19 protein-coding genes are annotated in these 20773 nt (G+C 62.9%); 3 read left to right on the top strand and 16 right to left on the bottom strand.

The features are described 5' to 3' along the window. Positions 1-66 precede the first annotated feature (66 nt). Positions 67-1242, bottom strand: a complete 1176-nt coding sequence (locus IHE39_RS10755) for a phosphoserine transaminase (protein WP_192566440.1) — start codon at positions 1240-1242, stop codon at positions 67-69. A 692-nt stretch (positions 1243-1934) separates the two neighbouring features. Between IHE39_RS10755 and IHE39_RS10760 the strand changes: the two genes are divergently transcribed. After that, complete coding sequence (locus tag IHE39_RS10760; RefSeq protein ID WP_192566441.1) at positions 1935-2552, top strand: FkbM family methyltransferase; 618 nt, start codon at positions 1935-1937, stop codon at positions 2550-2552. A 79-nt stretch (positions 2553-2631) separates the two neighbouring features. Here the strand turns inward: IHE39_RS10760 and IHE39_RS10765 are convergent, their stop codons facing one another. The 3 genes from IHE39_RS10765 to glmM all read right to left on the bottom strand — a co-directional run bounded on the left by IHE39_RS10765 (position 2632) and on the right by glmM (position 5855). Then, a complete protein-coding gene (locus IHE39_RS10765) occupies positions 2632-3315 on the bottom strand; it encodes an outer membrane protein (RefSeq protein ID WP_192566442.1) in 684 nt (227 codons plus the stop codon). A gap of 192 nt (positions 3316-3507) precedes the next feature. Next, complete coding sequence (locus IHE39_RS10770; protein WP_192566443.1) at positions 3508-4296, bottom strand: outer membrane protein; 789 nt, start codon at positions 4294-4296, stop codon at positions 3508-3510. A gap of 206 nt (positions 4297-4502) precedes the next feature. Next, positions 4503-5855: a phosphoglucosamine mutase gene (gene glmM, locus IHE39_RS10775; RefSeq protein ID WP_192566444.1), complete on the bottom strand. Its 1353-nt coding sequence runs from the start codon at positions 5853-5855 to the stop codon at positions 4503-4505. 257 nt (positions 5856-6112) lie between these two features. On the opposite strand from glmM, the gene IHE39_RS10780 reads away from it, so the two are divergent. Further along, entirely contained in the window at positions 6113-6745 is a 633-nt protein-coding gene (locus tag IHE39_RS10780; protein WP_192566445.1) for a LysE family translocator, read from the top strand. An 85-nt stretch (positions 6746-6830) separates the two neighbouring features. Here the strand turns inward: IHE39_RS10780 and IHE39_RS10785 are convergent, their stop codons facing one another. The 12 genes from IHE39_RS10785 to IHE39_RS10840 all read right to left on the bottom strand — a co-directional run bounded on the left by IHE39_RS10785 (position 6831) and on the right by IHE39_RS10840 (position 19557). Continuing rightward, entirely contained in the window at positions 6831-7997 is a 1167-nt protein-coding gene (locus tag IHE39_RS10785; protein ID WP_192566446.1) for a serine hydrolase domain-containing protein, read from the bottom strand. Positions 7998-8201: 204 nt separating this feature from the next. Next, the gene (gene ftsH / locus IHE39_RS10790; protein WP_184767953.1) at positions 8202-10139 is read right to left on the bottom strand and encodes an ATP-dependent zinc metalloprotease FtsH; all 1938 of its coding nucleotides are present in this window, start codon (positions 10137-10139) and stop codon (positions 8202-8204) included. Positions 10140-10249: 110 nt separating this feature from the next. Beyond that, positions 10250-11602 carry a tRNA lysidine(34) synthetase TilS gene (tilS, locus tag IHE39_RS10795; protein WP_343070078.1) on the bottom strand — a complete coding sequence of 451 codons (1353 nt, stop codon included), beginning with the start codon at positions 11600-11602 and terminating at the stop codon, positions 10250-10252. Continuing rightward, a complete protein-coding gene (ybgF, locus tag IHE39_RS10800) occupies positions 11596-12645 on the bottom strand; it encodes a tol-pal system protein YbgF (protein ID WP_192566447.1) in 1050 nt (349 codons plus the stop codon). The genes tilS and ybgF overlap by 7 nt, the downstream gene beginning before the upstream one ends. Positions 12646-12805: 160 nt before the next feature. After that, positions 12806-13315 (bottom strand): peptidoglycan-associated lipoprotein Pal, encoded by a 510-nt coding sequence (pal, locus tag IHE39_RS10805; RefSeq protein WP_184767951.1) that lies wholly within the window; start codon positions 13313-13315, stop codon positions 12806-12808. Positions 13316-13664: 349 nt separating this feature from the next. Beyond that, positions 13665-14981 carry a Tol-Pal system beta propeller repeat protein TolB gene (tolB, locus tag IHE39_RS10810; RefSeq protein ID WP_192566448.1) on the bottom strand — a complete coding sequence of 439 codons (1317 nt, stop codon included), beginning with the start codon at positions 14979-14981 and terminating at the stop codon, positions 13665-13667. A gap of 38 nt (positions 14982-15019) precedes the next feature. Continuing rightward, complete coding sequence (locus tag IHE39_RS10815) at positions 15020-16087, bottom strand: UCP034077 family protein (RefSeq protein ID WP_184767949.1); 1068 nt, start codon at positions 16085-16087, stop codon at positions 15020-15022. Between the two features lie 8 nt (positions 16088-16095). Beyond that, positions 16096-16548, bottom strand: a complete 453-nt coding sequence (gene tolR / locus IHE39_RS10820; RefSeq protein ID WP_425291686.1) for a protein TolR — start codon at positions 16546-16548, stop codon at positions 16096-16098. Positions 16549-16564: 16 nt separating this feature from the next. After that, positions 16565-17275, bottom strand: coding sequence for a protein TolQ (tolQ, locus tag IHE39_RS10825; RefSeq protein ID WP_184767947.1), 711 nt, complete (start codon positions 17273-17275; stop codon positions 16565-16567). Positions 17276-17639: 364 nt separating this feature from the next. Beyond that, positions 17640-18107 (bottom strand): tol-pal system-associated acyl-CoA thioesterase, encoded by a 468-nt coding sequence (gene ybgC, locus IHE39_RS10830; RefSeq protein ID WP_184767946.1) that lies wholly within the window; start codon positions 18105-18107, stop codon positions 17640-17642. Positions 18108-18277: 170 nt separating this feature from the next. Then, positions 18278-19099, bottom strand: a complete 822-nt coding sequence (locus IHE39_RS10835; RefSeq protein ID WP_192566449.1) for a class I SAM-dependent methyltransferase — start codon at positions 19097-19099, stop codon at positions 18278-18280. 200 nt (positions 19100-19299) lie between these two features. Then, complete coding sequence (locus tag IHE39_RS10840) at positions 19300-19557, bottom strand: hypothetical protein (RefSeq protein ID WP_192566450.1); 258 nt, start codon at positions 19555-19557, stop codon at positions 19300-19302. Here IHE39_RS10840 and IHE39_RS10845 point away from each other — a divergent pair. Beyond that, on the top strand, positions 19550-20764 hold the full coding sequence (locus IHE39_RS10845; protein WP_246485444.1) for a glycoside hydrolase family 5 protein: 1215 nt from the start codon (positions 19550-19552) through the stop codon (positions 20762-20764). The genes IHE39_RS10840 and IHE39_RS10845 overlap by 8 nt on opposite strands. Positions 20765-20773: the final 9 nt, after the last annotated feature.

Here is a 20773-nt window from a genome sequence, read left to right on the forward strand (position 1 = left end):
GCTGCCTCCTTGAAGAGTGATCAAACTGTTGGGAAACGGGCGGCCCGGAGGCCGCCGCAGGTCTGGTCAGGCCGCAGCCTTGAGCGCTGCCTTCTGATTGGCGAAGGCCCAGTCGAGCCACGGCATCAGGGCGACGAGGTCGGACGTCTCGACGGTGGCGCCGGCCCAGATGCGCAGGCCGGGAGGCGCGTCGCGGTAAGCGCCGATGTCGAAGGCAACGCCTTCCTTTTCGAGCGCAGACACCATGCCCTTGGCGAAGGCCGCCTGGCCGTCCTTGTCGAGCGCCGCCACCTCAGGATCGACGATCGACAGGCACACAGAGGTGTTCGAACGCGTCTCCGGCACGACGGCCAGGTTGGCGAGCCAGCCCGATGTCTGCACGAAAGTGTCGATAGCGGCGAAGTTGGCGTCGGCGCGGGCAACCAGTGCTTCGAGCCCGCCCAGGCCCTTGGCCCAGTTCAGAGCGTCGAGGTAATCCTCGACGCAGAGCATCGACGGCGTGTTGATGGTCTCGCCTTTGAAGATGCCTTCGATCAGCTTACCAGCAGAAGTCAGGCGGAAGATCTTGGGCAGCGGCCATGCCGGCTTGTAGCTTTCCAGCCGCTCGACGGCGCGTGGGCTCAAGATCAGCATGCCATGCGCGCCTTCGCCGCCCAGCACCTTCTGCCAGGAGAAGGTGACGACATCGAGCTTCTGGAAATCGAGGTTCTGGGCAAAGGCGGCCGAAGTGGCGTCGCAGATGGTCAGGCCCTTGCGATCTTCAGGGATGAAATCGCCATTGGCGACGCGCACGCCCGAGGTCGTGCCGTTCCAGGTGAAGACCACGTCGCGGTCGAAATCGACCTTGGCGAGATCCGGCAGCTCGCCATAGGCGGCCTCGAACTTACGCACGTCTTCGAGCTTGAGCTGCTTGACCACGTCGGTGATCCAGCCGGCGCCGAAGGATTCCCAGGCGACCATGTCGACGCCGCGCTCGCCGAGCAGCGACCACAGCGCCATCTCGACAGCGCCGGTGTCGGAAGCCGGAACGATGCCGATACGGTAGTCGGCTGGAACCTGGAGAACTTCGCGGGTCAGCGCGATGGCTTGCTCGAGCTTGGTCTTGCCGACCTTGGCGCGGTGCGAGCGGCCAAGCGGTGCGTCGGCGAGTGCCTGGAGCGACCAGCCGGGACGTTTTGCGCAGGGACCTGAGGAGAAATTGGGGTTTGCCGGACGGAGTCCGGGCTTGGTGACGATCGTCATCGTGGTGCTATCCTTCCAGATAGGTGGCCCCTCGTTGGGGAGGGGTGGCCCACGGACGGCGATATGCGTTTAGCGTTCGGGCGTCAAGAGGAAAGTTTCTGTCGCAAAGGGAACACGCCGTAACGGCGCGGCTTGTGGGCAGCCAGACTGTGGCTCGCCGACCGGCCATTCCGGCAAGCTGCCAAACGCGCCTACTCAACTGGCAGCAGATAACCCGCATTCACCAGGTGATCGTGCAGCAACTCCCGAATGGCTTCCTGCCGGCTGGCTTCATTTTGCTTTCCACGGCGATACTCATCCACAGCCTCGGAAATCTCATATGCACGGCCTCCGTCCCTGCCGGCCGCCGCCCTCGTTTCGGAAGTTGTTCACGCAAGTCCGCCCCCAGGTCAGATCATCTAGGAAAAATAGTTTCCTATGGATGAAAATGCAATGGTGAGATGGATGACGCAAGGGAGGTGGCGCGGTGGAAGGCTCTTGTCGTCGTCGGTATCGACCTGCGCCGGTCGAAATTTTGAACCCAGTTGAAAGCCACTGGAGTGAGGTCTAAGCAACGGGATCAATAGGTACTCGTTGCGGCTTCCGGGGGTATCGTGGGGATAAGAACTTGGCTCGGACTCAAGAGAAGGCCGCCTCACGCTGAGGCAATCTCCGACGATATCGCTCGTCCAGCGTTCTGGAGTCCGGACAGCATGGCCCAATTGCAGCAAGACCGATGGGTCCTGCATGAGTTGGGCGAAAAGCGAAATGGATTTTTTGTCGAAGTTGGCGCTTTTGACGGGAAGCACCTGAGCAACACATACCTTCTCGAGAAGGAATACGGCTGGACTGGCCTTCTCGCGGAACCCAATCCGCTGATGGCTGCCTCAATCCAAGCTAACCGCACTGCTCCGCTTTGCGAGATGCCGGTTGGGCAAGCATCTGGGCAGGAAGTTACGATGCTGTTTGTCGACAAGAACCCGCAGATATCGGCGATGGAGCAGCACGCTTTCAATGACATGCATGCTGATCTGCGTAAGCGCCACAAAAGCGTGAGGCAGAAAACCATCAGCCTCAACGATCTTCTCAGTTCATATGATGCGCCGAGTGAGATCGACTTTGTCAGCATCGACACGGAAGGAAGCGAACCAGAGATCCTCGCTGGCTTCGATTTCGACCGTTATCGTGTGCAGCTATTTGCCATCGAGCACAACTATACGCCAGCGCAACAGGTCATCGACGACCTGATGAAGTCAAAGGGTTATGAGCGGGTCTACCAGGAGTGGTCCCGCTTTGATGCCTGGTATCGACGGGTCGGGAAAGCCACCTGAAGACGTTGCTGCTGGCCGAGCCAAACGAAAACGGCGGGCCTTGGCCCGCCGCTGTAACTATCTCGGAAGGGTTCAGGGCCTACCAGAGGTCGTAGCGCAGGCCGACCTTGACCTGGTGGAAGTCGACGCCCTTGCGCATTTCTCCTGATGGGATGTTGAAATACTCGAGGCTTGGGGCTGAAAGGTACTGGTAGCCGACATCAACGGAGGTGTTCTGGGCAACCCGGTAGGCAACGCCAGCGCCGAGTGAATAGGCAAGCGCATACTGGGTTTCGCGATCGGAGATGCCCAGGAACGTGTCGTCAACCTGGCGACTCGAGTAGAGCAGGCCGACACCACCGCCGACATAGGGCGTGAACCCGGCAATGGTTCCGAGGTCGGCATAGGCGTTGGCCATGCCGCTCCAGATGTCGCTTTCGGCTCGGATCCGATCGGTGCCGTCCGTCCAGTCGTATCTGTCGTTGGACAGGAAGCCGACGTTCAGCTCTCCGCGGAAGTAGTCGGTGAAATGGTAGCCCGCGCCGACACTTCCGTTGATGGGTGTGCTGCGCGTGTCGACGCCGTTGAATGTCACATCATAGGGCGACTTGTCGATGTTGTAGCCGACATCGCCGCGCAGGTACCAGCCCGAGCCGACTTCGACGGGGACATATTCCGGCGCCTCGTCGATGACGACAGGCGGGTCGTAGTCGGCAGCGCCCGCCGCCAGCGGCCAAAGCATGGTCGCGGCCAGTGTCAGCGCTATGCGGGACGTCAAGGTCATGATCGCACTCTCCCGAAATGGCGCCAGGTGTTGCCCAGGAATCCAGCAGCCGTTTGGAGCATCATTAACCATAGAGGTTAAGTCAGGGTTAAGGATAACAGTTAGTTAGCAGGTGCTTCACGCTGGTGGTCGGGCAAAGAAAAACCGCCCGGCAGGCCGGGCGGTTGGTTGGGCAAGGAAAGAACTGGCCGCTTAGTTCAGCGAGTAACGGACGCCGAGCTTGAAGTCGTGCGAGGTGATGTCCTTGAAGTGCATACCGTCGTTGGGACGGTTGAAGGCCGGATCGTCGTTGTAGATGGTGCCGGTGCGTGCGTCGCCGAGATTGACGAAGCTGTAGCCGAGGTCGACGGTCATGCGTTCGGTGGCCTTGATGCCAAGACCTGCGTGCAGCGCCCAGGCGAAGTTCCACTTCGACTCTGAGCCAGCATAACCGCCGCCGCCGGCAATGATGTTGGTGTCGCGGAAGCCCGAAATGGTGTTGCGCGATGCGCCGATACCGGCGCCGAGGTAAGGCGTGATGCCGTAGAAGGTGCCGACATCGGCGTAGGCGTTGGCAAGGAACAGCCATTCCGACTTCTTGGCGCGATAGTCGTTTGTGTTCGTCACGATGACGCCGCCGCCACTGTCGAAGGTGACGTAGTCAAGCGCGTTGAAGTTGGCCGATCCGCGATACTCGGCGGTGATGTCGCCGCGCAGGAAGTCGTTGTACTGGTAGCCGACGCCGACGCTGAAGATCGGCGCCGAGCCGAAGCCACCCTTGTCGAGCCAGCCGCGGTCGATGATCGCCGGATCGTCAAACAGGACGGTGTCGAGGGTTTTCACCCGCTGATTGCTCATGCCGATATGGCCGCGCAGGTACCAGCCGCCAAAGGATGGCTGCTCGACCTCGATGATCGGCTCGGGCATGTCGGCTGCGAATGCCGGCCCGGCCACGCCAACGAGCAGCGCGGCGAATAATGCGTTCCTTCCGATATTAAACATGCTGATAACCCTATCCCTGCGGACCGCAACGCGCCCGGCCATGACTAACCCGCGTGGATAATGCTTGGTATAGGTTAAGGTGTACTTAACCGTGTCGGTTAACCACGAATGCTTTGCAATCAGCGGTTACATGATAGGCCGCCGGCTGCTTCGACCCATGAAAAAAGCCCGCTGGAAGCGGGCTTTTTCATGCATGAGAGACTTGCTCAGGCGGCCGAGCGGCTCTCTGAAATGACGCCGACAATGTCGTTGACCACGGTTTCGACCAGTTGCGGGTCATCGCCTTCGGCCATGACGCGGATCAGCGGTTCGGTGCCCGAGGGGCGGATCACCAGGCGGCCGGTCTTGCCGAGGCGGTTGCGGCCGTCCTCGATCGCAGCCTTGACCAGCGTTTCCTCGAGCGGCTTGCCGCCGGAGAAGCGCACGTTCTTGAGCAGTTGCGGCACCGGTTCGAAAGTGCGGCTGAGTTCGCTCATCGGCTTGTTCGAACGCTTGATGCAGGCCAACACCTGGAGTGCTGCCACAAGGCCATCGCCGGTGGTCGAATAGTCGGTCAAAACGATGTGGCCGGACTGCTCGCCGCCGATGTTCAGCCCATGCGCGCGCATGTGCTCGACGACGTAACGGTCGCCGACCTTGGTGCGGTGCAGTTCGAGGTTGATGTCACTGAGGAAGCGTTCGAGGCCGAGGTTCGACATCACGGTCGCCACCACGCCGCCGCCGGCAAGGCGGCCGCTCTGCTGCCAGGACTGGGCGATCAAAGCCATGATCTGGTCACCGTCGACGACGGTGCCGTTCTCGTCGACGATGACGACGCGGTCGGCGTCGCCGTCGAGCGCGATGCCGATGTCGGCGCGGACCTCGTGGATCTTCTTCTGCAGGCCGGCCGGATGGGTCGAGCCGCACTCGGCGTTGATGTTGAAGCCGTTGGGCTCGACATTGATCGGGATCACCTCGGCGCCGAGTTCCCAAAGCGCGGCGGGCGCCACCTTGTAGGCCGCGCCGTTGGCGCAGTCGACGACGATGCGCAGGCCCGACAGCGACATAGAGCGGGGCAAGGTGCGCTTGGCGAATTCGATGTAGCGGTCATGCACGCCGTCAACGCGCTTGGCCCGGCCGAGCCCGTCGGAATCGGCAAGCAGCGCCTCGACGTCCTGGTCGAGCATCGCTTCGATGCGCTCCTCGATCTCGTCCGACAGCTTGTAGCCGTCGGGGCCGAACAGCTTGATGCCGTTGTCGTGGTAGGGGTTGTGCGAGGCCGAGATCATCACGCCGATGTCGGCGCGCAGCGAGCGCACCAGCATGGCGACAGCCGGCGTCGGGATCGGGCCGAGCAGAAACACGTCCATGCCGGCGGCGCACAGGCCGGCCACCAGTGCGTTCTCGATCATGTAGCCCGACAGGCGCGTGTCCTTGCCGAGCACGACGCGATGGCGGTGACTACCGCGCTGGAACGACAGGCCGGCGGCCATGCCGACCTTCATCGCGATCTCTGCGGTCATCGGAAATTTGTTGGCCCGTCCGCGAATGCCGTCGGTGCCGAAATAGCGTCCAGCCATGTTTAGCTTGTCCCCGTGAAGTCCACCCGCGATTGCTTTGCCACAAGCCGGGCTGACCAACGCATCACATTTGGTGAGTTTATGTCACAAAAGCTTAGAAAAGGGTTGGGTTTTTGAGGAATCAACGTGACGCCTCGCATTTTCGCGCCACGGGTCGGCCGACCCTCTCATGGCCCAACAGCATGGACTGCTGCCCGTCTTGCCAATCCCACAAATCCGGCTAGACAGGAATTCCGGCTCCAATCGAGGAACACGATATGCCGGATTTCTCCACACTCATGCTTTTTGCCGCCGCATCGGTGGTTTTGACCGCGACGCCCGGCCCCGACATGCTGCTCATCGCCTCGCGCAGCATCAGCCAGGGGCGCTCGGCGGGTTTCCTGACCTATCTCGGCATTGCGCTCGGCACGTATTGCCATGCGCTTGCCGCAGCCTTGGCGCTGGCCCAGCTTTTCGTCGCCGTTCCCATCGCCTATGAGGTCGTGCGCTGGGTCGGTTGTGCCTATCTGCTCTACCTCGCCTGGAAGACGCTGCGATCCAAGCCCGCGGGCTTTGCGCCTGACGCCAGCCTCAAACAGTTCTCGTCAAGGCGCATCCTCGGCGAGGGGCTTGCCACCAACCTGCTCAACCCGAAGATGGCGCTGTTCGTGCTGGCGCTGTTTCCGCAGTTCATCCGTCCCGAAGCCGGATCGATGATCGGCCAGACACTGATGCTGGCGACGGTGCTCAACGGGATCGGCTTCATCGTCAACGGCGCTGTCATCCTGCTGAGCAACCACCTGCGCCAACGGGCGGGCGGGTTGGTCCGGCTGGGCAAGCTGCCGCAGTATTTCCTTGCCGGTGTCTTTGCCGGGCTGGCGTGTCGGGTGGCGTTGGGCAGCCGGAACTGAGCGTCGTTGCCCGCGCGCCCGAGATGAAAAGAAAGCCGCCGAGTTTCCTCAGCGGCGTTCTAAGCATTCGGGCAGGCTTTCGGGCTCAGCTCGCAAGCTTGGCGCCCGCCAGCAGATCATCGATGACTGAAGCGCGAAACGCGCCGCTCTCCGGGGTGCCGTCGTTGTTCATGAGAAGCGCCGCCACCTGGCTGTTGTCTTCCGACAGGGCGACGATGTTGGAGGCGCCGTTGTCGCTGCCGGTGTGGCCGATGACCTTGTGGCTTGCGGTTTCCTCCTCGGTCCAGCCGAGCCCCTGATAGGGGTGGATCTTCGCATCGACTTGCCGGCGCAGCATTTCGGCTGATGCCGGCTGGGACAGGATGGCGTTCGAACCGCCTCCCAGCATGGCATGAAGCGACGTTGCGAGATCGCTCACCGAGCAGCGCAGCATTCCGGCGGGTACGTCGGGATAGCCTTGCTGCGGCAGTTCGACGAAGGCGCCGTTCTCGAAGGTGTAAGGCTTGGCCAGCACGTCAGGGCCAAACTCTCTGATGTACCAGTGGGCATTTGCCACGCCGAGTGGGTCGAGCATGTCCTGCTTCACATAGGAGGAGAAGCTTGTCCCGCTGATGCGTTCGACGACGTAGCCCGCCAGCGCAATGGCGACGTTGCTGTATTCCCATTTCGCGCCCGGCTCGGCCTTGAGGAAGGAGGTCTCGGGCGCGTAAGTGCTGCCGCCCTTCACGAGGTAGTTTCGCAGGAAGTCCGACAGGCTCTGCTTGGGGTCGCCCGGGAAAGAAACATCGCCATGGCCTTCGTCGAAAATGCTCGAGGTGTGGGTCAAGAGATGACGGGCGGTGATTGGCAGTTGCGGATGATGAGGGTTGCGGACCTCGAAATCGATGAAATCGTTGATGTCGCCGCTAAGATCGAGGCTCTTGCGCTCGAACAGCTGCACCAGGGCGGAAGCGGTGAAAAGCTTGCTGACGGACGCCAGATGCATAGGCGTGTCGACGGTGAGCTTTCGCTGCTGCTTCAGGTCGGCGAAGCCGAACGCGCCCGCGTAGAGCATGGGGTCTTGCCTTGACGCGATTGCCATCGCTGCGCCTGCAACATTCGCGGTCTTCATCCTGGCGGGAATGTCGGCTTCGAAATCGCGGCGCCAGGCATCGAACGAGGGATTTTGCTCGCCCGCGAAACCCAGATGTCCTTGAGGCATGAGCAATCCGGCCAGTCCCAGTTTGAGCAATGAACGACGCGTTGAGGTCATGATCCATCCCGCTTTCCGTGGCGGCTTGCCGATCGCACGCGATTCGGATGCGCCCCAGCATGGGCGGCATCCGCGCCTACAAGTTCGGCGAAAGCTTGGCGGTGGCTTCCGAGCATGGATGGAGCTTGCTTGCCGGCAGGCCCCGAATGCAAAAACGCCGCCGGATTTCCCCAGCGGCGTCTTTTATTCAGTTGGCTTTGCGCCTCAGCTCGACGGCTGCGGTTCCATGCCGCCTTCGGGCTCCGAACCCTTCTTCTTGCCGCGCGTCGAGCCGGCCTTGGGCACGGCCGAGCCGCGCGAAGGCGGGGTGTCGTCGCCCATGTCGCGGGCGGGCTTGTTGCCGGCGATCAGCTGCTTGATCTCTTCGCCCGACAGCGTTTCGTATTCGAGCAGGCCTTCGGCAAGCGCGATCCAGTCCTTCTTCTTCTTGGTCAGGATCGTCTTGGCCGAGGAATAGGCCTCGTCGATCAGGCGGCGCACTTCGGCGTCGATGATCTGCGCGGTCTCTTCCGAGACGTTCTGGGTACGGGCCACCGAATGGCCGAGGAACACCTCTTCCTGGTTGTCGCCATAAGCGACATGGCCAAGCTTGTCGGAGAAGCCCCAGCGAGTGACCATGGCGCGTGCCAGCTTGGTCGCCTGCTCGATGTCGGAAGACGCACCCGAGGTGATGTTTTCCTTGCCGAACTTGAACTCCTCGGCGACGCGGCCACCCATCATGATCGCCAGTCGCGAGATCATGTACTTGTAGCTCATCGAATAGCGGTCGCCTTCCGGCAGCTGCATGACCATGCCGAGCGCGCGGCCGCGCGGGATGATTGTCGCCTTGTGCAGTGGATCGGCGGCCGGAACGTTGAGCGCCAGGATGGCGTGGCCGGCTTCGTGATAGGCGGTCAGCGCCTTCTCGGCCTGGGTCATGGCCGAGGAGCGGCGCTCGGCGCCCATCATGATCTTGTCCTTGGCGTCCTCGAACTCGGCCATGGTGACGAGACGCTTGTTGCGGCGCGCCGCCATCAAGGCGGATTCGTTGACCAGGTTCATCAGGTCGGCACCCGAGAAGCCCGGGGTGCCGCGCGCGACGACCTTGAGGTCGACATTGGGGGCCAGCGGCACGTTGCGGACATGGACCTTGAGGATTTTCTCGCGGCCGACGATGTCGGGGTTCGGCACAACGACCTGACGGTCGAAGCGGCCCGGACGCAGCAGCGCGGGATCGAGAACGTCGGGACGGTTGGTCGCGGCGATCAGGATGATCGACTCGTTGGCCTCGAAGCCGTCCATTTCGACCAGCAGCTGGTTCAGCGTCTGCTCGCGTTCGTCGTTGCCGCCGCCGAGGCCAGCGCCACGATGGCGGCCGACTGCGTCGATTTCGTCGATGAAGATGATGCAGGGCGCGTTCTTCTTGGCCTGCTCGAACATGTCGCGGACGCGGGACGCGCCGACGCCGACGAACATTTCGACGAAGTCGGAACCCGAGATGGTGAAGAACGGCACATTGGCTTCACCGGCGACCGAACGCGCAAGCAGCGTCTTGCCGGTGCCGGGAGGGCCAACGAGCAGCACGCCGCGCGGGATCTTGCCGCCGAGGCGCTGGAACTTCTGCGGGTCGCGCAGGAACTCGACGATTTCCTCGAGGTCTTCCTTGGCTTCGTCGACGCCGGCGACGTCGCCGAAGGTGACGCGGCCATGCGCTTCGGTCAGAAGCTTGGCCTTGGACTTGCCGAAGCCCATGGCGCGGCCGGAGCCGGACTGCATCTGGCGCATGAAGAAGATCCACACGCCGAGGATCAGGATCATCGGCAGCCAGGACAGCAGCACCGAGAAGATCGAGCCGGAGCCGTCGTTTTCAGGACGGGCGTTGATGGTGACGTTCTTCTGCTCAAGCCGCGACACCAGGGTCGGGTCGCCGGGCGAGTAGGTCTGGAAGCCGGTCGAAGAACCGTCGATGTAGGTGCCGCTGATGCGGTCACCGGCGATCGTCACCGTCTTGACGCGGCCGGAGTCCAGATCCTGGAGGAACTGCGAATACGCCACTTCGCTTGACGCGCCGCGGGTCTGCGGGGTCTGGAACAGATTGAACAGGGCGATGAGCAGAACGGCTATGATCGCCCACAGCGCGAAGTTGCGATAGTTCGGATTCATCGAGTTTCCCGTTGGCGTTCGTGGGGAACGCGTGTGGTGAGAGTAAGCTTGCCCCTAACATAGGCACGGGCTCCCACATTGCCAAGCGCGTCCCTAAGTCTCGGTTAAGGTCAAACACCAATGTGACCGCGGCATGGCGAGGCCGGGACCGGGCGTCCGCCAATCAGCTTTTGCACCGTCCGGGCCGGAGCCAGGTCGAAGCCCGGCAGGAAACGCGCCCAAGGGGCGGCAATCGCGTCAGCATTTGTTAGAAACGTCAGGCCGGCCGATGCTTCTCCGCGCCACAAGGCCGGCTCGGCCGCAAGTGCCGCCCTGACAAGACTTTGCGGCGCATTTGCTTTTGGCGACATCGCAGCCGCTGCCGTCACACCGAGGGGGGCGACAGTCATTTCTGCTTGTCCAGCCAGCGCTGCCGGGACCCTGTAACGGCCGTCCCACAGTCCAGCCGCCAGTCGCACAGCAGGCGGCAAGCCGCGTCCTTCGCGCAGCACAAAAATGCCGCTGCTCCTGATGTCGACAAGCGCGCGCGACAATGTGGCGCGGGACGGATTTTTGTTAGCCGGAATGCCAGTCAGGAGCTTCAGCAGGTTTTGCGCACGCGCCGCGTCGGGCAGGTGCGCAACACCTCCGGCGACGGCGACCAGGATGCGCAGCGCATAGGCCGTCGCGTCGCTGTCGGGTGCCTGGGCGAATGCCGGATCGAGGCGGAGCAGGCCGGGGCTGACACGGTTGGCGTGGGCTTCGATCAACGCCGCGGCACGTTCGCCAAGCTCGGTGCGCGCTGCACCCGCCTGCCGTGCGTCGGCAAGGGCTGTTTCAACATGCTGGTCGCCGCCTCGTTGCAGCGACAGCCGCATACGTGGCCGCTCATAGGTGGCATTGGTATTGGTGGGGTCGTCGAGCCAGCCGGTGCCTTGCTGCCTGAGCACGTCGCGCAGCCGCTCGCGGCGCTTTGCAAGCAACGGGCGCACGATCCAGATGTCGCCGTCAAAAAGTGTCGCCGGCGCCATGCCGGCGCTGCCGCGGCCGGGGCCACGGGTACCGCGCATCAGCACCGTTTCGGCCTGGTCGTCGGCGGTATGGCCGGTGATGACGATCGTCGCTTCCGCTTGCCGCGCGGCCTCGGCCAGGAGATCGTAGCGCGCGTCGCGCGCGGCAGCGGCGATGCCTGTCGACGGCTTGTCGCCGGTCCAGCGCATCGTGCGATGGGTGATGCCGTTGCGGGCGCAGAGTAGCGCCACCTGGTCGGCCTCGACGCCCGAGCCGGGGCGCAGCGCGTGGTCGACGGTCACGGCCAAAAGCCGCGTCGTGGGCGCGTGCCGGCCGAGATGGGATTTGAGAAGAAGAAGAAGCGCTGTCGAGTCGCTGCCGCCTGATACCGCTGCGACGATCGATGTGTGCGAGGCGAAGTCGAACTCGGAAAAGTCTTGATAAAAATCGGCGTCGATCGGCTGCGTCAGCACGCGGCGAGAGCCCGTTCCTGCTTGACCCGCTCCTTGATTGCGCCGGAGACGCTTGGGTAACGCTTGCCGATTTCGCCGAAGGTGGCGCAAGCGACTTCGCGCTGCTTGAGGCCGACCAGCGAAACCCCGAGCTTGAGCATCATTTCAGGCGCCTTCTTGGACTTCGGGTATTCCTTGCTGGCGGAGAGGAAGATCTCGGCCGCGTCGCGGTACTTCTTCTGGCCCAGCAGCGACTCGCCCAGCCAGAAGCGGGCATCGGCGGTCTTGGCGTCGGCGGGGAAGCGCGAAATGTGGTCGCGAAAACCCTGTTCGGCGGTGGTGTAGTCGCCCGAAAGGACGAACTGGTAGGAGTTGCGGTAAAGCTCGTCCGGATCGTTGGTGTCGGGCAAGGCGGCAACCGCGGTGCCGTTGGCCTGCGGCTGCGCCGGCTGTGCTGCGACAGGTGCCTGCGGCTGGGCTGGAACTGCTGCCTGCGGGTTGGCGGTGTCGGACACGACGTTGCCATTGGCGTCGACGGTGATGGTGCCGAACGTCGTCGGCGGCGCGCCGGTGCCGCCAGCAACAGCGCCGGGTTCGCCGGTACCGGATTCGGTGATCACCTCTCCGACGCTATTGCCGCCGGGCGCCGGAGCGGTTGCCGTCTGCGCCGCACCGGGTTGAGGCGCCGTGGGCGCCTCAACGATCGAGCTGTTGGTCTTGCCTGTTGCGTCGGACTTCTTCTGCCCGCCGCCTTCAAGCTCCTGGAAGCGGAACTCGTTGTCTTCCTGCATCTTCCGCATCTGCTCCTGCATCTGCAGAAGCTGGAAGTTCAGCTCTTCGATGGAGCCGTTGAGCTTGCGGATTTCCTCCTCGAGCGCGGTGACGCGCGGATCGCCCGCCTGGGCGAGCTGGATCGGAGCTTCGGTGCTCTCAGTCTTGCTGCCGAAAACGCCCGGCAGGCCGATCTTTGGGAAGTCGATGCCGATGCCGTCGCGCGCGTGCGCTGCAGCCCCCGACAGAAGGAAGATGGCAAGTGTGCCACTCAGGATTGATCGAAAATGCATTAGCCTCTCGCCGTGGAAGAGAATTTGGTTGTTTTGCGCCGATGCGCTCTCGTCATTTATCAGGACCGGAGACTTCGGCCAAATTTTGTTTCAGGCCGCCAGATAAGCAAAAGGCGGCCCGAAGACCGCCTTTCGTTCAATTTGGTGGCTTTCGCGCAGCTCAGCTGCCGGCGCCCGACAGCGTCGTGACGGCGCGGCGGTTCTGCGACCAGCACGAGATGTCGTCGCAAACCGCGACCGGACGTTCCTTGCCGTAGGAGATCGTCTTCAGGCGGTTCGAGGCAACGCCCTGCGAGATCAGGTAGTCGCGGGTAGCAGCGGCGCGACGGGCACCGAGAGCCAGGTTGTATTCGCGGGTGCCGCGTTCGTCGGCATGGCCTTCGACAACGACGGCGTACTGGCCGTACTTGTTCAGCCATTGGGCCTGACGGCTCAGGATGCCCTGGGCGTCGGCACGGACCGACGAGGAGTCGGTGTCAAAGAAGATACGGTCGCCGACATTGACGGTGAAGTCCTGCGACGAGCCCGGAGTAGCCGAGCCGGCACCGCCGCCGAGGCCGAGATCGGCGGCGTTGTTCGGGGTCTTCTTAGAGGCGCAGCCAGCAATCGCCAGAGAGGCGATCAGGGCCACGACCACAGGGTTGGTTGCAAATTTTGCGATACGGCGCATCCAGCCTCTCCTTCGCATTCGAGTGATTTCGTTGAACATCCAGTAACCACGTTGCGGTTAACCGGCATTCAATGAACGTGGTTAAAATTTCATTGCCGCTCGCTGTAGCGTCCCCGCATACGGCAGTCGTCGAACATGCACTTCGCCGCGCACCGTAGGCGAAAATACGGCAGAAAGGCGGCGTCATTGGGCAAATGACGCCGCCTGGTCCATTAGTCGCGCCTTCGCAAGGGAAGGTTAACGAAAGGTCGTAACAGCGCCGCGCGTCCACATGGACGCGCGGCGCTGTCACGTTACGAAGCGGTGCATGGTGGCTTCCGAAAATCGAATCCGATTTTCGGGCCATGTGCTAATCGAGCAGCGGCGACCATGCCGGGTCGGAAGCAAAACCCGTGGTCGGGATGGCCTGCTCGTTGCGGCCGGTGAGGTCGACCGAGTAGAGCTTAGGACCGCCGCCGCCGGGCTGGTCGCGGAAGAACATCACGACACGGCCGTTCGGCGCCCAGGTCGGGCCTTCCTGCTGGAAGCCGGTCGACAGGATGCGCTCGCCCGAACCATCGGTCTTCATCACGCCGATCTGGAACTGGCCGCCCGACTGCTTGGTGAAGGCGATGAGGTCGCCGCGCGGCGACCACACCGGGGTCGAGTAGCTGCCGCCGCCGAAGGAGACGCGGGTCTGGCCCGAGCCGTCGGCGCCCATCACGTAGATCTGCGGCTGACCGCCACGGTCGGAGGTGAAGACGACCTTGGAACCGTCGGGCGAATAGGACGGCGAGGTGTCGATGGCGCTGGAATTGGTCAGGCGCGTGGTGGTGCGGCTGCGCAGGTCCATCGAGAAGATGTTGGAATTGCCGTCGTCGCGCAGCAGGCTCATGATCACCTTCTGGCCATCGGGCGAGAAGCGCGGCGCAAAGGTCATGCCGGGGAAGTTGCCGACGAGTTCGCGCTGGCCGGTTTCGATCTGCAGCAGGTAGACCTGCGGCTGGCCGCTCTCATAGGACATGTAGGTGATTTCCTGACGCGTCGGCGAGAAGCGTGGCGTCATCGCCATCGAGCGGCCGTCGGAAAGATAGCGCACATTGGCGCCGTCCTGGTCCATGATGGCGAGACGCTTCTTGCGCGCGGTCTTGGCGCCCGACTCGTCGATGAACACGACGCGGGTGTCGAAGTAGCCCTTTTCACCGGTCAGGCGCTCGTAGATCGCATCGGCGATGATGTGGGCGATGCGGCGCGAATTGGCCTTGTTGGCGAAGAACTGCTCGCCGGCGAGTTGCTGGCCGGCAAAGGTGTCCCACAGCCGGAACTCGGCCTTGAGCCTGCCGTCGGCCTCCTGGCTGACGCGGCCGGTGACCAGCGCCTGGGCATTGATGACCTTCCAGTCCTCGAAGCGCGGCGCGACGTCGGGGTTGGAGATCTTTTCGATGAAGGCACCCTTGTCGATCGGGGCGAACAGGCCCGAGCGCTGCAGGTCGGCGGCGACGATGCCGGCGATCTCGGCGCCCATCGCGTCGCCCGACAGGAAGTCGGTGATGGCGATCGGCAGCGGCTCGACATTGCCCTTGTTGACGTCGATCTCGACCAGCGCGTGCGCTGGCAGGACGGCGAGCGTGCTCATGCCGCTCATCATCGCGCCAATCAAAAGGATCGTTTTAAACAGGTGCTTCATCAGAAAGGGCCTCTTTGTTCCTGGTCGGCGCATGGCGCTCAGAACATTTCGCTCGGGTCGAAATTGACGATGACGTCCGCCCAGGCTTCATACTTGTCGGCGGGGAGATTGTAGGGCGCGCACTGCAGCACGGCGCGACGCGCCGATTCCGCTGCCGCGCGTTCGATGCCGGCCGAACCGCCGCCGGAGATGATCTCCGGCCGGCCGTCGATCTCGCCGGTCTGGGTCAGCTTGAACTGGACGGAAACCTTGAGCGCGCCGCCATCCATGGCGCCGGCCGGCACGTTCCAGCAGCGCTGGATCTGGCCGCGCAACGCGTCCATCTCGCTCTGGCTGAGCTTGGAGCCGCCGGTGTCCTTCTTGCCGCCCAGCGATGCCTGTTCGGTCGAGCGCTTGGCGCCGCCACCCGATGGCTTCTGCTTGTTGAGCAGGGCCGCAACCTCGTCGGCGTTGAACTCCTTCTCTTCCGACTTCGGCTTCGAGGACGCCTGCTGGGTCTGCTTGTCTTCCTGCTTGCGCTCCGGCGTCTTGGCCGTCTGCGCCTGGGGCGGCTGCGGCTTGGCTTCCGGTGCGGGCGCGTTCTCGGGCAGCTTGACGGCTTCGGCCTCGGCCTGGTCGGAGACGATGGTCTCGGCAACCGGGTCGGGCTTGACCTCCTGCTTGGGCTGCGGCTGCGGGGTCACTTCCGTTGCCGGCACCGGGGTCGGCTTGGGCTCGGCCTGCTTCACCGGCTCGGGCTTGGGCTGCTCGACCGGTGTCGGCTTTGGCTCGGGCTTGGGTGAGGGCGGCGGTGCAGCCGCGACGTCGACTTCCTTCTGCGTCGGCTCGGGCGTCGGCGGCTTGTCGCTGTCTGTCTTGTTGTCGCCGACATTCTGGGCGTCCGGCACGATGTCGGGACGGCTCGTCGGCTTGGGTGCCGGCTTTTCGTTGGCCGGGGCCTTCTTGTCGCCCTTCTGGATCTGGGTGATCGATTCCACCGGCACGATGTCGACCGGAAACGCCTCGACGTCGGCGACTTCGAGGGCGCTGGGTGCCGACAGGGTGAGCAGGCCGAAGCCCAGCACCGCCGCATGCAAAACCACAGATGTCGTGAGGCCGGTCTTCATTTTGCGGGCTACTGGTCCTGTTCCTGCAGCGTGACGAGGCCGATCTTGTTGTAACCGGCGGCCTGGATGCGGGCCATGACCTTCATCACCGTGCCGTAGTCGGCAGTCTTGTCGCCGCGCACATAGATGCGCTCCTCGTAGCCGGCCTTGGCGATGGCGCCGAGCTTGGCCACGACCTCCTCGAGCGGGATTTCGGTTTCCTGGATGTGGATCTGGCCGGCTTCGTTGATCGAAATGGTGATCGGTTGCGTTTCCGAGTTCAACGCCTTGGCTGCGGTCTCGGGCAGGTCGATCGGCACGCCGACGGTCATCAGCGGTGCCGCCACCATGAAGATGATGAGCAGCACCAGCATGACGTCGACGAACGGCGTGACGTTGATTTCGGACATCAGGCCATGATGGCGGCCGCGCCGCCTGTGGCCGCGCCCGCCGCGGCCTGAACCGCCCGCGCTAACTGACATACCCATGGTCTACTCCTCAGGCCCGCTGCGCGACTTTTTCATCGATTTGGCGCGAGAGTATGGCGGAGAACTCGTCGGCGAAGCCCTCCATGCGCAGGGCGATCTTGCCGGCGTCGGATGACAGCTTGTTGTAGGCGATGACGGCGGGAATGGCTGCCAGCAGGCCGATTGCCGTTGCCAGAAGCGCCTCGGCGATACCCGGCGCGACGACGGCGAGGTTGGTCGACTTCGAGCCGGCGATGGCCTGGAACGAGGTCATGATGCCGACGACGGTGCCGAACAGGCCGATGAACGGTGCTGCCGAACCGATGGTGGCGAGGAAGCCGAGTCGGCCTTCCAGCCGCTCCATCTCGCGCGTCAGCGCCAGGTCCATCGCTTTGTCGATGCGGGTCTGCAGCGCCAGCGGCGACTTGGCGCCCTTCTCGAAGCTCTTCTTCCACTCCTTCATGGCAGCGACGAAGATCGCGCTCATGCCTGATGTCTTGCGGTCGGAAAGGTTGCGGTAGAGTTCTTCCAGCGACTGGCCCGACCAGAAAATCTGTTCGAAGCGGTTCAGCGCTGCGCGCATGCGGTTGTAGGCAACCAGCTTGTCGACGATGATCGCCCAGGTCCACACCGACGCGCCGAGCAGGCCCAGCATCACCAGCTTGACCACCCAGCCGGCCTGCCAGAACAACGCCCAAATCGACAATTCCGCGCCGGTTTGGGCGAGAGGTAGGTTTTCCATCTTGTAACAGTCCTTAAGATTTCCGGGCCCGGCTCGCAGCTAGCCCTTGCGCATCATCCCATCGTGGTCCGTTCGCGCGAAGCTTCCGGAAGTGCCCCAAAATGCGCCTTTTCGGCCTTTTCGGGGCGAATTTTGGTGAAAGGAAGGCCGCTCGGAATCCTTACGACTTTCACTGGCCCCTTAATGGACCGTTATGGTTAAAGATGGGTTAGGAATATGCCGCCGCGCCAGGCTGTCACCCCTGGGGGACAGGGCTTGGGGCGCTGTGGAGCCCTGGAAACGTGGCTGATGTGCCACACGATCTTGTGATCGGCTCAGGCGTCGTCAATCGCTCGCCGGCATCGTCGGGGATACCGACCAGACCTTACTGCCTGGGCATGAAGGCTTCGATCCAGTCCTTGGGAAAACGTCTCGGGCGGCCGTTTTCGCCAATGATCGCCGCTTCGACCTTGGCTTCGACCAGCACCTCGTCGCCGCGCTTCAGCTGCTGCGCCATGGTGATGCGAGCGCCTGAGATGTCCTGGGTCCGGGTTTCGATGGTCAAGATGTCGTCGATCCTGGCCGAAGCGCGGAAATCGATCTCCATGCGCCTGACAACCCAGACGATCTTTTCGCCATGCTTGCCGTCGGCAAGTTCGGTGTGGTGGACGCCGGCAAGGCGCAGGAAATCCGAGCGGCCGCGTTCGAAGAATTCGAGATAGCGGGCATGGTAGACGACGCCTGAAAAGTCGGTGTCGGCATAGTAGACCCGTGCCATCAGCCGGTGGCCGAACGGTGTCAGGGCGCCGGAAAGGCCGGCCGCCAGCAAGTCCTGGTCAACATGATCCGCCATCACAGGTCCCCATTCTACCCGTATCACCAGGATCATCCGGCGACAGGGCAAGGAAACCCGATGGCATTATCGGCGGCGCGGATCAAGAACTGTCTGGATAGCCCGCAGCCCGTTCGGTGAGGCCATGCCGCCTTGCCCTGGGCATGGAGCGGTGTCTTGCCTCGGTCGCGTCAGACCCTTTCGCTGTGCTGTTCGGCCAGCGTTCCGCTCTTTTCCTTGATGACGTTGGGCAGGCGAGGTTGCGTGTTGATCGGCCCCGGGCGCTTGCGCGAGAACACCAAAAGGTTGGTGCGCATTGCCGGCGGCATCAGCCATTGCAGCAGCGAGACAAAGGCAAAGCCTACCGCCGTTCCGCCGTGATATTTCGGCTTTCCATTGGAAATGTAGCCATGGTGCGACCAGCTTTCTTCGCCGAAAGCGCGCCTGATGCTGCCCAGGCTGTTCATGCGGTAGAATGTCGGGAACGCATCCTCCCGCGGCCGCTCGGGCCATACCAGCCGCATCATCCGGTCTTTCATCGTTTCCGGCACGAGATTGGTGCCGATGCCGACATAGCCGAGACGGTTCGGGGTGCGCGCGCAGAGCCAGCCGCCGGGCTTCAGCACCCGGTGAACTTCCCGCGCAAACTCCTTGGGATGCTCGACATGCTCGATCACCCATTCGCAGATGATCACATCGACGCTGGCGTCTTCCAGCGGCAGGCGGCCGCCTGCTTCCATGACAAGCGCCTCGTCGAGATGCGGGTGCGTCATCACCACCGGGTCGACGTCGATGCCGATGACTTTCCTGACGCGGCCATGGAAATTGCAGAACCACTTGCGGAATGGGGCGCTGCCCTGGTCGAAGCGGGAGCCGCGCCCGGCACCGAGGTCGACGACGACCATATCGGGATTCACAAGGGCGTTGACGCGCGTGTAGAACTCGATCGCCTCATCGTCTCGCGTAAATCCGCCGGCCGCTGTCTCGGGCCGCCACCGGTCAACCACTGTCATCGCAATCCCCACCGCGCAGTCGATTGAATTCGGCCACAATAGCTGGCGCGCACAAACAAATAACCAGTATGAGCAAACAAATCGGCAAGATCATTGTTTACGGTTAATCTGGGTGGTCATTCACTGTGGCGTTAAGTCATCCGCCGCGAATATGAAGCAGATTTCCATGACGAGCGTTTCAGGTCGTGCTCATCGAAGTATTATTTAGAAGATCCTTTAATTGGCTTTCGGCCTGGCTTTTCACCATGTTCTGCCTTGGGGCTTTCCTTTTCCCCGGCTTTTGGGCACCAGTTCCATCCGGGGCGAGCGGGGATGGCGGCAATGGCGGCGATGATCAGAACCTCACTAGAGCATTTCCGCTTTTCTTCGAATCGCGGAATCGCTCTATCTTCTTGTTTTTGCGCAATTCCGGACGGAAAACCGCTGCGCACTTTTCCTGGAATTGCTCTGATGGCCATGCTGGGGCTGGCGCTGTCTGCCTGCGCGGCCAATGCCGCGACGTTCACGATGAAGCGCGGCATCAATCTCGATATCTGGGAGACCTGGCCCGGCGAAGACAAATGGGGCGATGCCAGCGTCATCCTGCCGTTTCCGGAATGGCGCAAGCGGCTCGGCGAAGGCGAGCTGAAAGCGCTCAAGGATGGCGGTTTCGACGTCGTGCGCATTCCCGTCGACCCGTCGGTGTTCCTGTCGAAAAAGACCGAGCCGTTGCGCGAACAACTGCTCGAGAGCGTCCTGGAATCGGCCCGCATGATCAACGCTGCCGGGCTCAAGGCGGTCGTCGACCTTCACCTCATCTCGGCTGGCGGCAACGGGCAGGTCGGCATGGAAGAAGTGATGGGCGACCCGGCCAATTTCGGCCGCTACGTCGAGCTGGTTCGGCACATGGGCCTCACCTTGGCCAAGGAAGATCCCGCCCAGGTCGCCTTCGAACTGATGAACGAGCCGGTCGTCGATTGCGAGCCGAGTGAGGCCAAGGTCTGGCCCGAGCGTCTCAAGCGCCTCTATGCCGCCGCGCGCTCTTCGGCGACCCGGCTGACCTTGGTGTTGTCGGGCAGTTGCTGGGCAGGTGCCGAAGGTCTCGCCGCGCTCGACCCCAAGCAGATCCCCGACGACAATGTCATCTGGACGTTTCATTCCTACCAGCCGTTCCTGCTGACCACCCAAGGCGCCACGTGGGCCGGCGATTTCATCCGTTATGTCACCGAGCTGCCCTATCCGCCTTACTCCGTGCCCCGCGCCGAGCTCGACGCTGCCCTCGACAAGGTCAGGACGAAGATCAGGGCCGAGGCGCCGTTGCTGCGCCGTGCCGGCATGCTCGCATATCTCGATGAGCAGATCGCGCTCGTCGACAGCAAGGAAAAGCTCGAGGCCGAGCTCGACGCGCCGTTCCGACAGGTCGACACCTGGGCGAAGAAAAACGGTATCGCGCCCGAGAACATCTATCTCGGCGAGTTCGGCATGATCCGCCAGGAGTACAACAATCCCTATGTCATGCCCGGCGCCTGGCGCGCCGCCTATGTCAGCGACATGATCGCCCGCGCCGAGGCGCATGGCTTTGCCTGGTCGATCTGGGGCTACGGCGGCGCCTTCGGCATCGTCGACGAATTCGAAGGCCGCAAGGCCGAGCCTGATGTGCTGAAGGTGGTGCGAGGGCTGAAGTAGGGCGACCGC

Source organism: Aminobacter carboxidus, assembly GCF_014863355.1.
GTDB classification, from domain to species: domain Bacteria; phylum Pseudomonadota; class Alphaproteobacteria; order Rhizobiales; family Rhizobiaceae; genus Aminobacter; species Aminobacter carboxidus.